Raw genomic sequence first — 13,532 nt, 5'->3', positions numbered from 1 at the left:
GAATTTAAAATTACTATTTTATCCCCAATCGAGACTTCAATTTAAGAAATAAAAGTCCGATTCTGTAAGCATCTTCGGAAGAAGAATTTCTGTCACTTTTTGGAATTTTATAAATTTCGCATAAATCGTCTAAAGAAAACTGTTTGTCATTTATATCAGTTAGTTTTCTGTACATCACATCGACATCAAGTGCCTCATTTTTTAATCGGCCGCAATCCAAACGTTCCAACGCTGCGTTTAACATTTCGACATCAAAATTAATATGATGACCAACCAAAACTGAATTTCCGATAAAATTAACCAAAGCCTCAAGCGCATCTGGCTCCGGCATTTTCATCATTTTGCTTTCAATGATAAATTCATTTGAAAGTCCGTTGTCTTGCAGATACTTGTATTGCAGTAAAACAGTTTCAAAACTTTCTTTTATAACAATGCTGTCATCGATAACCGAAAATGCACCAAGAGACAATATAACATCCTTATCCGGATTCAATCCTGATGTTTCAGTTGATAAAACAACGAACTTATTAGGTTTGGTTTCGAATTTAGTTAAATAATCTTTCCAGAATTCTGGATAGTCTTTATTAATATTTTTTAGCCAGTCTAGCATATTATGAGAATTGTGTCAATTGAAATTTACTCTTAATCAGTTCCTCCAGGTCTTTCATAGGGGCTAAAGCATTTTTTAATTTCTCTTTGTCGGTTTTTGACATTTCTCTTAAATTAATAAATTGGCCAGAGTCGTCATTTTTTAGTCCTTCAACAGTTCTAAATTTTGAAAGTGCCAAAAATGCTTCAGCACAACTTAAATAAATTTCAGCATTTTTAGAATCTGTAATTGCCAATTGTTTGAATCTTAAATAAGTATTTTGAATTCCTTTTATATTGGCATTTAATATCAATAAACGTGCGCCATCAATTAATGGCATTAGTGCACGGGTTTTTATATCAAATTTACCTTTGTGCGGGCCTTCTTCTTCAATGATGAATTTTTTAAAGAAACTTAAAGGAGAATTTCTTTTTAAAGCATCATTTCCTAAAAAGTCAAAAAACAAAGTATTGTTAACTGCATTTTTGAAAATGACATTTTCAATAGCTTCTTCGATTTTTGGTTCACCAAAAACAATTTCATAATCAAAGAAAATACTGCTCAAATCATTACTATTTTCACCTGGAGTATTCATCCAGCTGTTGTATTGTTTTGTCCAGTCACTCAATGATTTACACCAAAGCATATTGCTTCCCATATGCCCATTTGGACAATATTCATAACCAACTTTTTCTAGTACAGAAGTAGTTCTTTTTGCTAATCTTAAAAAATAATCTTTTACTTCTCTATATTTTTCTGGTGTAACATCTTCAAAAATTAAAATACTATCCTGATCTGTAAGTAAAAGTTGTTCTTTACGTCCTTGACTTCCAATACTTAACCAAGCAAAGCGTGCAGGAGGGGAGCCTAAATCTAAAATTGACAGCTCGACAGCGCGTTTAATGATTGCAAGATTAATTTCGCTCGCAATATTACTAACATGCGAAATTGGAATATTCTTTTGAATTGAATTCTGAATCAAATCTGACAGACGATCACGAATCTGTTTTAGATCTTTTGGCAGCTGAGAACGTTTAATTTCTTTAATTAAAACACCAGGGTTGCTGGCTTGAGCGACAATAAGATCATGTTCAGAAATAATTCCTTTTACAACAGATTTACTTGTTCCGTCTTTTGTAACGCATAAATGGGTTACGTTATGTTTTAACATCAACAATTGAGCTTCGGCTAAAGAAACATTTTCTAAAACAGTTACCACCGGCGATGACATAATTTTGTCAATAGTTTCAGTAATAGGATAGCGCCCTGTTGCAATCTTAGAAGATAAATCAGCATTAGTTACAATACCAATAGGGTGATTTTTTTCGCAGATTATAATATTATCCACCATAGAATCTGTCATTAAAATCGCAACATCTTTAATAATGTGATTGGATTGCGTAGTTAATGGCGAATTGTTATAGTTAAGTGATTGAATATATTGCATTTCCGTCTGCTGATCTAGGAAATCAGTATCAGAAATCAGTTTGCCATTAGAGCTGACACTATCTTTTGTATGTCTTGAATTTACAGCAAAACTCTCCAATAAAAAGTTTAAAACATCAGAATTATTAGCAACAAAAGGTCTAAATACAGCGATTGGAATAGCATAAATAATGCTTTCTTCACGAGCTTTAGCGGTCATCATGTAATTATTTTTGGCAAAAAACGGACGCAAGCCAAAAATATCTCCTTCGTGGCATTTATTTATAATGGTTTCTTCAGCGTCTGCAATAGTTGTAAGGTTGATTACACCAGAAGCAACGACATAAAAACTATCATGAAGTGCGTCGTTATTTTGAAATAATACCGCATGTTTTTCTAAATTAATGACACGAATATTCGTAGCAATATCTGATAATTCCTGAAAAGTTAAATTATCAAATGGTTTGTATTCTTTCAAAAAATCTGCAATATGCTCAGCAACTGTATTCATATGTTTGATAATTTATTTTTAAAGTATCGAATGTAAAAATAATAAAATAAAGTCTTACAATGAAAGCATCTTGGCGAGAATATAAATAATATTAAGGAAATGTTAAACATTACTGATTTAAGGACTTAAAAATGTTTTTTTAGTTCGAAATTTTAATCTTTTGATTTAAAAATGAAATTTAAATCGGTAGTATATCTGTTTAATTTTTTTAGAATTGAATATTCAGAAGAGAAGAGTTTCGATTTGTTGAGATAAGAAAAATAGAATGATTCAAAAACAATACTAGATGGGTTTCTTAAATATTCTATTTTACATAATATAAATTATAGTTCAAAATTATCTTTAGGAAATAGAGGCAATATTCATTTGCAAACGTTTAACCAGATTCTTATCCTGTACTGTATGCTTAATGTTTTGCATACTTGAAAAAATAATTTTACTATTTTCATATAATAGATTTTTACCCATCTTATTGAATGATCTCAAAAATTACATTCATATTCTAAGTCTGATATTTTCCGTATTTCAGAAATAAAATTTATTTTTTCCAAATATTGGATTTTCGATCTTTGATCCAGTACTCGTATATTAAACCAAAAATTATTCTGATACCAGATATTATTAAAACTAATGCAAATATTCAAAGCTTCATAATTCTAGTATTTCAAAAAATAATTTTATTTTTTTTAAATATCGAATTTTTCTTAATTAGACGCTTTTATTTTTTCTTAATTAGACGCTTTTATTAAATCACAACACAGTCTAACATAGTTCAAATTATATCTGCTCTAAATAGAGTTATTCATACAACTTATTCAAAATAAATTCTTTAGGAACCAGATCACCACCGCCGCGTTTGTTAAATTGTAAAACGCCTTCGTTTGTAATTAAAACGGCACTTGAAGAAATTCCGTCTTTATCTTTTAATTTGATTTGAGCTCTGTCGCCAAGCGGATAAACATATCCGGAAACTTCTAGAATTCCAGAATTTAATTCTTTGTGTTCACTTGTAACTTCTGCGGTTCCAAAAATCGCATAATTTGACTGTGCGATTGTAATGGTGAAAACATATTCTTTTTTGCAGTTCTTGCAGTTTTCGTTGCTCCAAGTTCCAGAAAATCTATTGGACTGTGAATAAGATTTTAAAGAGATTAAAATTGCCAGCAATAGAAATTTTTTCATTGTAGATTGTTTTATTTAAAATTGAGCCAAATATAACGCAAAAAAGCATCATAAATTATGATGCTTTTTCTAAGTTTGATAAAAATTATAATTTTTTCAAATAAACTGATTTTCCGTTTAATGAAACTTCAATTTGATTTGTTTTTTCATTAAAAGTTGTTCTCAGAGCATTTCCGTTAAATATTGTAACGTCGCCGTATACGTGGCCAGCTTCTGTTGAAACGTAATCAAATACTACTTTTTTGTTACCAGGTTCGATTCCTAGTTTGTAACTCGAAAATTTTGTTCCTCTTAAATCAAAATCCTGCTGTGTGTCGATGACATTGCCGTCTGCGTAGAAATTGGTTACAGACTTACTCAAAGTAATATCAGGATAATACTGATTTACTTTTTTTAAGAGCTCGTATTGTCCAGTACTAGCCTCTTCTTGTTTTGAGGTAATAGTTTGAGCAAAAGAAAGAGATGTAAATAAAACGGCTAATAGTAAAAGATACTTTTTCATATTTTTTTTAAATTAAAGATTAATAAATAGTTACGCCAAATTGTTTTGGCAATAACTTTAATTTATTGTTATAAACTCCTTGAAGTTATACAACAAGGTATGAAATCTTTACCTTTGCACGAAATTAAAAGCCTTTTTTTAAGATAATGACAACAAAAAAATATATTCAGCTTATCCTTATTTTAGGATCGTTAACCGCTCTAGGTCCTTTTTCTATTGACATGTATCTGCCTGGTTTCTCTGGAATTGCTAAAGATTTAAATACAACTGTAGCAAAAGTTTCTATGAGTTTATCCAGCTATTTTATCGGAATTTCAGCTGGACAGTTACTTTACGGACCTTTATTAGATCGTTTCGGACGTAAAAAACCTTTATTTATTGGATTACTGGTCTACATATTAGCTTCTTTAGGCTGTATTTATGTGGGTGATATTGATTCCTTTATTTTGCTTCGCTTTGTTCAGGCTGTTGGAAGCTGTGCTGCAACTGTAGCTTCTGTAGCAATGGTTCGTGATTTATTTCCTGTAAAAGATATTCCAAAAGTGTTTTCACTTTTAATGCTTGTTGTCGGACTTTCGCCAATGCTGGCCCCAACAATTGGCGGTTATGTTACAGAAGATTTAGGCTGGCACGCCGTATTCTTTATATTAATGTGTATGGGAGTTGTAATTTTAATTGCTTCACAAATTGGACTTCCAAATACGTATAAACCAGACACTTCAATTTCGTTAAAACCCAAACCAATTATTACTAATTTCTTAGCGGTTTTAAAAGAACCTCAATTCTATACCTACGCGTTTACAGGAGCAATAGCTTTTTCGGGATTATTTTCTTACGTTGCAGCTTCTCCAATCGTATTTATGGATATTTACAAAGTTGACGCCAAAACCTACGGATGGATTTTTGCTTTAATGTCAGTAAGTTTCATCGGTTCTAGTCAGTTGAATTCGATGTTATTAAAAAGATTTTCCAGCGAACAAATGATTTTTGGTGCTTTAATTTCGCAATCTTTTATCAGTATAATATTTTTGATATTAGCTTTAAATGATCTTTTAGGATTATATGAAACGATTGGAATGTTGTTTTTATTCTTAGCTTGTTTAGGAATCTCAAATCCAAATACAGCAGGACTAACGCTTGCTCCTTTCGCTAAAAACACAGGAAGCGCATCTGCTTTAATGGGAGCAATTCAATTAGGATTAGGGGCTTTGGCTTCTTTTGCAATTGGTGTTTTCGTAAAAGATTCTGTTGCTCCAATGGTGGCAATTATGACAACTACGACAATTACAGCTTTTATTATCTTAAATATCGGTAAACGATTTATAAAAAATAAAGTAGAGCTTTCTGATAGTGATGATGTTATGATTGCTCACTAGGTGATTGAAATTCCAATTTTTAAAATTCCAAATTCCAATTAAAAAAGCCAAAATCTAAAGATTTTGGCTTTTTTAATAGTATACATCCAGCATCCGTTGGAATTTGGAATTTAAAAAATTTGGAATTTAACTTTTAACTTTGCTGCCTTTTCTCAGGTCGAATAATCATTCTAAGAGATTGATCTTTTGCGAAATACGCAACCATCCAGTTCCAAAATGTATTTAATCTGTTTCTGTATGTTATAAGCGAAATTAAGTGAATAAACAACCAAATGACCCAGGCAAAAAATCCTTTAAAATGCCATTTTGGACTTGGTAAATCAACTACAGCTTTATTTTTTCCAATAATTGCCATAGAACCTTTGTCATTGTACGTAAAAGGTTTTAAAGGTTTGTTCTGAGTCAGAGCTTTAAAGTTTTTCGCTAAGTTTAATCCCTGCTGAATAGCAACTTGTGCTACTTGTGGATGTCCGTCAGGAAAATTTTTATCGCCGGCTAAAATGGCAGTGTCACCAATTGCATAAATATTTTCTAATCCGTTTACTTTATTATATTGGTCAGTTGCCATGCGTCGGCCGCGACCGTAACTTTCTTTAGGAATTCCTTCAAAAATCTTTGCAGAAACTCCGGCAGCCCAGATTAAATTTTTAGTTTTAATAGTTTCGCCACTTTCAAAAAACACCGTATCATCTACATAATCTACAACTTTAGTGTTTAATTTTACGACAACGCCTAATTTGGTCAATGCTTCTAAAGTATCTTTTTGAGAATCTTTACTCATTGGAGCAAGTAAAGCATCTCCTCCATCGACTAAATAAACATTACTAACAGATGTATCTAATTCTGGATATTCTTTTAAAAGAATGTTTTTTCGCATTTCTGCAAACATTCCAGAAACTTCAACTCCTGTCGGCCCTCCTCCAGCAACTACGATTGTCAGTAATTTACGTCTTTTACGCATATCCTTACAAATCGCTGCTTTTTCAAGATTTTTAAGTAACGTATTACGCATTTCGATGGCATCATTTAAGGTTTTCATCGGAATGGCGTTTTTCATTACGTTTTCCATACCAAAATAGCTGGTTTCAGCTCCAGTTGCAAAAACTAAATGATCGTAAGTCAATTCGCCGTTGTTCAAAACAATTTTATTTTCAGAAGGAACAACAGATAGCAATTCGCCTAAACGAAACTGCAGATTTTTTTTACCTGCAAAAAACTTTCTAAACGGATAACTAATGCTCGAAGGCTCTAAAAAAGCCGTAGCAACTTGATATATAAGTGGTGGAAAAAAGTTATAATTATTCTTGTCTACAAGTGTTACTTGTAATTGAGGATGGTTTACAAGCTCTTTTGCCAGATTGATTCCTGCAAATCCACCTCCTATAATGACGATCTTCATATATGTTGTTAATTAAGTAGGATTATAAAATAATTCCTTATAAATGTACAACTTTAATATACAATGACAAAAGTCATATTTATTACTTTTTGAATTTTTTAACAGGTTTTTCAACTATATCGATTTTGTTCTGCAAAATATAATTGGCCATTAATTTCTCGATTAGTTCCTCTTTAGTTAAGTGATGAAAAACTGTTTTTACTTTTGTTTTTAATTCGGAAGCAATTTCATGATTTGGTTTTGTTTTGAAGATTTGTTTGGCCCACAAAAGCATATTATTTTCTTCAAGACTTGCTGCAGAAGGTTTTTTAAATTCTAAAAATTTAATTCCTAATTCTTTTTCAAAATCAGCAATTTCAGCGGCTTCTTCTTGTTGTAATACGGTTAAAGAAAGTCCCTTTGCTCCTGCCCTTGCTGTTCTTCCGCTTCGGTGAACGTAATTTTCATACGTATCAGGAAGGTGATAATTAACGACATACGATATTTCTTTTACGTCTATTCCTCTCGCAGCCAAATCGGTAGCAACTAGAATATTGATGTGTCCTTCGCGGAATTGCTCCATAATTCTATCACGAATTCCCTGTGATAAACTTCCATGAAGCGCTCCAGAAGAAAACTTATTTATAGCTAAATTTTTAGCCAGTTTATTAACTGCAGCTTTTGTTTTACAGAAAATAATACCACGTTCTCCATCTCTTGAATTTAAGAAATGCATCAAAACTTCTAATTTCTCAATCGGATCTACAACAATAAATTCGTGATCAATTCCTTCATTACCAACAGTTTCCATATTGGCGCTTACCTGAACTACATTTTTGTTCAAATAATTTTGAATCAGTTGTTTGACGGTTCCTGGCAGTGTTGCAGAAAATAATAAAGTGCGATGCTTTTTCGGTAATTCAGCAACAATTTCGTCTAAACTTTCTTTAAGAATAGCAACCATTTCATCGGCTTCATCCAAAACTAAATATTCAGTCTGTTTTAGATCAACGGCTTTACGCCGCATCAAATCGATTAAACGTCCTGGAGTTGCCACGACAATTTGAGCACCTTCTTTAAGTCTTTCAATTTGAGGTTTTATTGGAGTTCCACCGCAAACTGACGCAATAGATATATTAGGAATATATTTTGAGAAATCTTCTAAATTTCTAAAAATCTGCTGTCCAAGTTCTCTTGTCGGAACTAAAATTACAGCCTGAACCGCAGTTGATTCTGAATTGACCAACTGTAATAATGGCAATCCAAAAGCAGCAGTTTTTCCTGTTCCCGTTTTTGCTAAACCCACTACATCGTGGCTTTCAGACAATAAAAGCGGAATTGTTTTTTGTTGAATTTCAGTTGGTTCAACAATATTTAATTCGCCTAAAGCTTTTAAAATTGGCGCTGAAAGTCCTAATGTTGAGAATTGTTTAGACATAAGTTATTTTTAGATTTTAGAGTTCTGATTTTAGATTTGCTGAAGACTCAGATTTAAATGATTTTTTTGTAACCTTCTTTATTTCTATTTAGTTTTATTTGTCAATCCTCGAGAAGACAAATTGAAACTAAAAATCTTTGTCAAAGCATAAAACTTTGACAAAGATTGTTTTTTTATTTCTATTCCTGCAAGGTTTTCAAAACGTTGTAGGTCTATTTTTTGGTATTTATATTTAAATTCATACCTGAAAGGTTTTGAAAACCTTGCAGGTATCTCAGAATCAATCCGGTTCATTCATGATTTTCTCACGATATTTTTTACCAATTAATAACGTTAATCTTAATTTATAATCGTCTACAAGCCATTCGCGGTAATTTTTACTACATTGGCTCAAACATTTAGAATAACGTTTAATACGATCTTCAATATCATCATCAAGCTCTTTTGCCAGTGATTTTGCTTCTTGCAGCGTTTCTGTGTTATCTACACACATGCTCGAATGCTGCTCAAGCGATTTGTCTAAAACTACTTTTGAACGAAGATTTTGTTTGATGATTAATTTGTGTTCTTCATCAACATCAAAACTAACATCGGCAGTTTTGCTGAATTTCGCACGCAATTCTGGAGGCATACTGTATTTGAAATACAACTCGATTTCGTGATCATCACGCAGGTTTTCAAGATAAAATTCTGGAGATTTAAAAATATGCTGCCAATTTACAGGATCGCTCCATAGACCAAAACGTGCGGCATTATTTCCTAAATCAATAACCGTAAAATCATCTTTTCCAGGCAGTTTACGAGAACCGCGTCCTATCATTTGGAAATAAAGCGTCAAAGATTTAGTTGCTCTGTTCAAAATAATCGTTTCTACAGTAGGCTCATCAAAACCAGTTGTCAAAATTCCGACAGAAGTCAAAATAGCATCTGGAGTCTTTTTAAACCATTGTAAAATGTCTTTACGTTCTTCAGAACTGCTGGTATTATCAAGGTGTCTAATATCGTAACCTGCTTCTCTAAACGTTTCATAAACATATAAAGAAGTATGAATACCATTATTGAAAATCAACGTTTTCTTGCCTAAAGAACGCTCTGTATACGCATGAAGCAGTTTTTCCTGCATCAAGGTATTCGTATACAAATCATCTGATGATTTTACTGTGTAATCACCATTAATACCTACTTTTAATGAAGTTAGACCAACATCATAACTATAAGTAGTTGCTCTTGCCAAAAATCCTTTGTCAATTAAAGATCCAATTGTATCACCAACAATAAGTTCGTTATAACTTTGGTGCATTGGTAATTTTATATTAGAACTCAAAGGCGTTGCTGTTACTCCAAGAATAAAAGCATTTTTAAATGAGTTTAATAATTTACGAAATGAATTGTAATGCGCCTCATCAATAATTACCAAACCAATATTATCCAGATGAAGTTTTTCATCATTAATACGGTTTTTTAAAGTTTCAACCATTGCCACGAAACAAGAAAACTCGTTCTGATCTGGCAGTTCTTTTACTTTACTATTGATAATTTTGTTTGTAACACCAAAACCTGTCAACATCTTTGAAGTTTGTTTACAAAGTTCGATACGGTGCGTTAAAACAACCACTTTTTTATCATTATGAGATAAATAGCGGCGAACGATTTCAGAAAATATTACTGTTTTTCCTCCTCCTGTTGGAAGTTGATACAATAAGTGGTGTTTTGAAGGAGCATTATCTAAGCGTTCAAAAATGGCATCTATATCACCTTTCTGATATGCATACAGTTCTTTTTTCTCTTCTCTTTCTATTTCTAAAGTGTTTTGAGACATTGTTTATTTTTGGATTTTTGCAAAAATACACCGAAAAAACAGTTATTCATCTTAATTTAACCTAAAATAAATGTTTTTTTTAAACTAAGATTTTTTATGAGAGAGGGTTTTAATAGTCGATTTTCTCCAAAATGGCCTCAAAATCGTACTTATTTTTCCATTTTTGGTCGACAGTTTCTTGCTGAACAGCATTAATTCGCAATTTAAATTCGTTAAAAATACCATTTGAAACTATAAAACTCACTGCCTGCTCGAACGAATTAAAGATACTTTTGTAAAACAATTCTGTCTTAATTAAATTTTGTGAAGAATAGGTTTGTGCAATTTCAATATTATACAACATAATATCGGCCACAATAAACGAATCTACCCCAAGCATAATAAAATGTTTGATTAGTTTTTGAGCAACAGATCTTCGCATTTTGGCTTTTGGCCGCCATTTTGCCCCAGGTTTCTTAATTGGAAAATATTCGTGCGAAATTTTAACTTTTGCATCCTGAAGCAATTTGTCTTCTTTAGGATTAAAAACAAAGTCATAATAGACTTTTACGGGACTAAATTTTTCATAAAGTTCAATAAGTTGTTCCTCTAACTGCTCTTTTGTTAAACCTCCTAAATATTTTTTTAAATCTCTTTTACTCATTATCAAAACTTATGATTACAAAAATAAATTACTTTCTTTATAAATACTTCAGAAACCAACGATATTACTTAATTTTGCGGGTTTAAAAACTTAAAAATTTCATACATGCTCAAGATTTTCAAAGTTACTGCAATTTTAGAAGGAATCTCTTATTTAGTTTTATTTGCTAATATGTTGATTATCAAAAACAATAATCCTGAACTTTACCACACTTTACTGCGTCCGTTAGGAATGACACATGGTGTTTTGTTTATTGGATATATTATTTTGGCTTTTTTATTGAAAAAATCTCAAAACTGGGATTTAAAAACTTTCGGAATCATCCTGATTGCTTCCCTTATTCCGTTTGGAACTTTTTACATTGAAAAGAAATACTTAGCAAATGCATAAGCTTTTGGATAAAATTTTCAATTTTTTATATCCCGTTTTTAGAGATTGGGGAATGAGCCGCAATTTTGCGTCTTATATTAGCCTAATCTTTAATATCGTTATTTTAATAGCACTGGCATACATAATTTATTATGCAGCCAAATTTTTACTGGTTACGCTGACGGCAGTTTTTGCACAGCGTACCAAAACCAAGTTTGACGATTATTTAATCCAAAACAAAACCACAAGATATACCGCTTACTTAATTCCGTTTTTCTTTATTTATAAAGCCGTTCCAATTATTTTGGATAAATACGAATATTGGGAATTAATGTTCGGAAAAATTGTCGGCGTTTATATTGTATTGCTTGGATTATGGATCGTTCGAACGGTATTTAATTCATTACGCGATTATTTAAAACAAAAACCAGAATACAGCGATAAACCAATTGATAGTTTCGTTCAAGTAATTATGATTGTGCTTTGGATTTTTGGAGTTGCGCTTATTATTTCGACTTTATTCGGAGTCAAAAAGGGCGAACTTTTAACGATTCTTGGAACACTTTCGGCTATTATCATTTTGATTTTCAGAGATACTATTCTTGGATTCGTTTCCAGTGTTCAAGTTGCGATAAACGACATGGTGCGTATTGGCGACTGGATTACAATGGATAAATTTGGTGCTGATGGAGATGTGATCGAAATCAACTTAACGACTGTAAAAGTCCGAAATTTTGATAATACCATTACCACCATTCCGACTTATGCCTTAAGTTCAGATTCTTTTCAGAACTGGCGCGGTATGCAGAAATCAGACGGAAGACGTATTAAAAGACATGTTTTAATAAAAAGCAGTACGATTCGTTTTCTAAATGATGATGATTTGCAGCAATTGCGAAAAGTACAGCTTATCACCGCCTATATTGACAGCAGACAAGCAGAAATTGAAAAATACAACGATCTAAGAGGTGTTGATAAAACGCTTTCGCTAAATGGCCGTAATATGACCAATTTAGGTTTGTTTCGAAAATACATCATGCAGTATTTGACGGATCATCCGGGATTGAACAAAAACATGCATATTATGTGTCGACAATTACAATCTACAGCGCATGGAGTTCCGTTAGAAATTTATGTTTTCTCGAGTGATAAACGCTGGGCAAACTACGAATATATAATGGCCGATATTTTTGATCACGTTATGGCTTCTGTAGCTTATTTTGGTTTAGAAATATTTGAACTTCCGTCTACAATTGGGAAATTGGAATAAAATAAGTTTTGGTTCAAACCTTAATTTCACCGCAAAGTTCGCAAAGTTTTTTTATGATTTAGAGAATTCTAAATTTAGAAAAGCTTTGCGAACTTTTTTTTTTTTTGAATCTGCTTTTAAAGGAAACCTTGCGTGCTGTGTCCACAGTCTACTGTTTTTTTTAGAAATTCATAATTTGTTTCTGATTCCGATGTGTCGCCAGATTGGCTCTGTAGAGAGGCACTGCAGTGCCTCTCCGCAACGTTTTTCGACAAAGATTTTCACATTCCGTTGTCGATATACTGGATGTAGACGCACAGCAGTGCGTCTCTACGCTATACGATTTTGTTAAAAATTCGGAATTTGTTTCTTATTTCAATTTATAACATTTCGTTGTCGATATATTGGATGTAGACGCACTGCTGTGCGCCTCTACAATATATGGTTTTGTTAAAAATATGGAATTTGTTTCTGATTTCAATTTATAACATTTTGTTATCGATATGCCGGACGCAGACGCACTGCTGTGCGGTAAAAAATAAACCCACTTTATGTCAAACCTGAAACCTGAAACTTGAAACAAATAAAATCAATTTGAAACCTCCTCCTACTCCTCTATTTTCTCAAAAACAAATTCTGAATTAGTATATTCAATTGGCACGCCAGGAACAAAACACGGAAGATTGAAGTACGTTCCAATAACTCCTTTCCCAAGAAAAAGTTTATTGTCTTTCTTTAAGAGCGCTATCGGTACTCTCTTCCAGCTTCCGCCAAAAGAAATATAGTGATAATCGCCTCGAAGCGTGTCGCCTCTTAAATCACCTCTTACGTCTCCAGAATCTTTTCCGTAGCCATAACGTGAGATTTCGTAACGGCCATAAAAACGTTTGTAGTTCATATGAATATCGAAAACGGCAGTATCTTTATTATTTACAGCTCGATAGAAAGCATGATTGTATTTGTCTTTATCTTCTTTTGAATTACAAGAAACTATGAGCAGGCAGAGAAATAGAAATAATCGCATATTTTTATTTTATAAAAAACAAAAATA

12 protein-coding genes are annotated in these 13,532 nt (G+C 32.2%); 3 read left to right on the top strand and 9 right to left on the bottom strand.

The window, feature by feature from the left end:
* Positions 1-13: 13 nt before the first annotated feature.
* From BSF42_RS00765 to BSF42_RS00750, 4 genes are all read right to left on the bottom strand, one after another.
* A complete protein-coding gene (locus BSF42_RS00765) occupies positions 14-610 on the bottom strand; it encodes a 3'-5' exonuclease (protein WP_095951219.1) in 597 nt (198 codons plus the stop codon).
* A 1-nt stretch (position 611) separates the two neighbouring features.
* A complete protein-coding gene (locus BSF42_RS00760) occupies positions 612-2,525 on the bottom strand; it encodes a DUF294 nucleotidyltransferase-like domain-containing protein (protein WP_095951218.1) in 1,914 nt (637 codons plus the stop codon).
* A 798-nt stretch (positions 2,526-3,323) separates the two neighbouring features.
* Positions 3,324-3,707, bottom strand: coding sequence for a hypothetical protein (locus BSF42_RS00755; RefSeq protein WP_095951217.1), 384 nt, complete (start codon positions 3,705-3,707; stop codon positions 3,324-3,326).
* 85 nt (positions 3,708-3,792) lie between these two features.
* On the bottom strand, positions 3,793-4,209 hold the full coding sequence (locus BSF42_RS00750) for a hypothetical protein (RefSeq protein WP_095951216.1): 417 nt from the start codon (positions 4,207-4,209) through the stop codon (positions 3,793-3,795).
* A gap of 146 nt (positions 4,210-4,355) precedes the next feature.
* Here BSF42_RS00750 and BSF42_RS00745 point away from each other — a divergent pair, with 146 nt between their 5' ends.
* A complete protein-coding gene (locus BSF42_RS00745; protein ID WP_095951215.1) occupies positions 4,356-5,585 on the top strand; it encodes a multidrug effflux MFS transporter in 1,230 nt (409 codons plus the stop codon).
* Positions 5,586-5,718: 133 nt separating this feature from the next.
* Here BSF42_RS00745 and BSF42_RS00740 read toward each other — a convergent pair whose 3' ends face one another.
* The 4 genes from BSF42_RS00740 to BSF42_RS00725 all read right to left on the bottom strand — a co-directional run bounded on the left by BSF42_RS00740 (position 5,719) and on the right by BSF42_RS00725 (position 10,863).
* Entirely contained in the window at positions 5,719-6,984 is a 1,266-nt protein-coding gene (locus tag BSF42_RS00740; protein WP_095951214.1) for an NAD(P)/FAD-dependent oxidoreductase, read from the bottom strand.
* Between the two features lie 82 nt (positions 6,985-7,066).
* Complete coding sequence (locus tag BSF42_RS00735) at positions 7,067-8,401, bottom strand: DEAD/DEAH box helicase (protein WP_095951213.1); 1,335 nt, start codon at positions 8,399-8,401, stop codon at positions 7,067-7,069.
* Between the two features lie 280 nt (positions 8,402-8,681).
* Positions 8,682-10,220 carry a DEAD/DEAH box helicase gene (locus BSF42_RS00730; RefSeq protein ID WP_095951212.1) on the bottom strand — a complete coding sequence of 513 codons (1,539 nt, stop codon included), beginning with the start codon at positions 10,218-10,220 and terminating at the stop codon, positions 8,682-8,684.
* Positions 10,221-10,329: 109 nt separating this feature from the next.
* Complete coding sequence (locus BSF42_RS00725; RefSeq protein ID WP_095951211.1) at positions 10,330-10,863, bottom strand: DUF6155 family protein; 534 nt, start codon at positions 10,861-10,863, stop codon at positions 10,330-10,332.
* Positions 10,864-10,968: 105 nt separating this feature from the next.
* Here BSF42_RS00725 and BSF42_RS00720 point away from each other — a divergent pair, with 105 nt between their 5' ends.
* Positions 10,969-11,253, top strand: coding sequence for a DUF3817 domain-containing protein (locus tag BSF42_RS00720; protein ID WP_095951210.1), 285 nt, complete (start codon positions 10,969-10,971; stop codon positions 11,251-11,253).
* On the top strand, positions 11,246-12,502 hold the full coding sequence (locus BSF42_RS00715) for a mechanosensitive ion channel family protein (RefSeq protein ID WP_095951209.1): 1,257 nt from the start codon (positions 11,246-11,248) through the stop codon (positions 12,500-12,502). The genes BSF42_RS00720 and BSF42_RS00715 overlap by 8 nt, the downstream gene beginning before the upstream one ends.
* Before the next feature lie 586 nt (positions 12,503-13,088).
* On the opposite strand, the gene BSF42_RS00710 is transcribed toward BSF42_RS00715, so the two are convergent.
* The gene (locus BSF42_RS00710; RefSeq protein WP_095951208.1) at positions 13,089-13,505 is read right to left on the bottom strand and encodes a hypothetical protein; all 417 of its coding nucleotides are present in this window, start codon (positions 13,503-13,505) and stop codon (positions 13,089-13,091) included.
* Positions 13,506-13,532: the final 27 nt, after the last annotated feature.

The organism is Flavobacterium sp. ACN6, from assembly GCF_002304005.1.
GTDB lineage: Bacteria > Bacteroidota > Bacteroidia > Flavobacteriales > Flavobacteriaceae > Flavobacterium.
This window is presented reverse-complemented; position numbering and strand designations above follow the sequence as displayed.

Coding starts and splice junctions, on each gene's coding strand:
- BSF42_RS00765 (WP_095951219.1), bottom strand. CDS start 610: ATGCTAGACTGGCTAAAAAATATTAATAAAGACTATCCAGAATTCTGG.
- BSF42_RS00760 (WP_095951218.1), bottom strand. CDS start 2,525: ATGAATACAGTTGCTGAGCATATTGCAGATTTTTTGAAAGAATACAAA.
- BSF42_RS00755 (WP_095951217.1), bottom strand. CDS start 3,707: ATGAAAAAATTTCTATTGCTGGCAATTTTAATCTCTTTAAAATCTTAT.
- BSF42_RS00750 (WP_095951216.1), bottom strand. CDS start 4,209: ATGAAAAAGTATCTTTTACTATTAGCCGTTTTATTTACATCTCTTTCT.
- BSF42_RS00745 (WP_095951215.1), top strand. CDS start 4,356: ATGACAACAAAAAAATATATTCAGCTTATCCTTATTTTAGGATCGTTA.
- BSF42_RS00740 (WP_095951214.1), bottom strand. CDS start 6,984: ATGAAGATCGTCATTATAGGAGGTGGATTTGCAGGAATCAATCTGGCA.
- BSF42_RS00735 (WP_095951213.1), bottom strand. CDS start 8,401: ATGTCTAAACAATTCTCAACATTAGGACTTTCAGCGCCAATTTTAAAA.
- BSF42_RS00730 (WP_095951212.1), bottom strand. CDS start 10,220: ATGTCTCAAAACACTTTAGAAATAGAAAGAGAAGAGAAAAAAGAACTG.
- BSF42_RS00725 (WP_095951211.1), bottom strand. CDS start 10,863: ATGAGTAAAAGAGATTTAAAAAAATATTTAGGAGGTTTAACAAAAGAG.
- BSF42_RS00720 (WP_095951210.1), top strand. CDS start 10,969: ATGCTCAAGATTTTCAAAGTTACTGCAATTTTAGAAGGAATCTCTTAT.
- BSF42_RS00715 (WP_095951209.1), top strand. CDS start 11,246: ATGCATAAGCTTTTGGATAAAATTTTCAATTTTTTATATCCCGTTTTT.
- BSF42_RS00710 (WP_095951208.1), bottom strand. CDS start 13,505: ATGCGATTATTTCTATTTCTCTGCCTGCTCATAGTTTCTTGTAATTCA.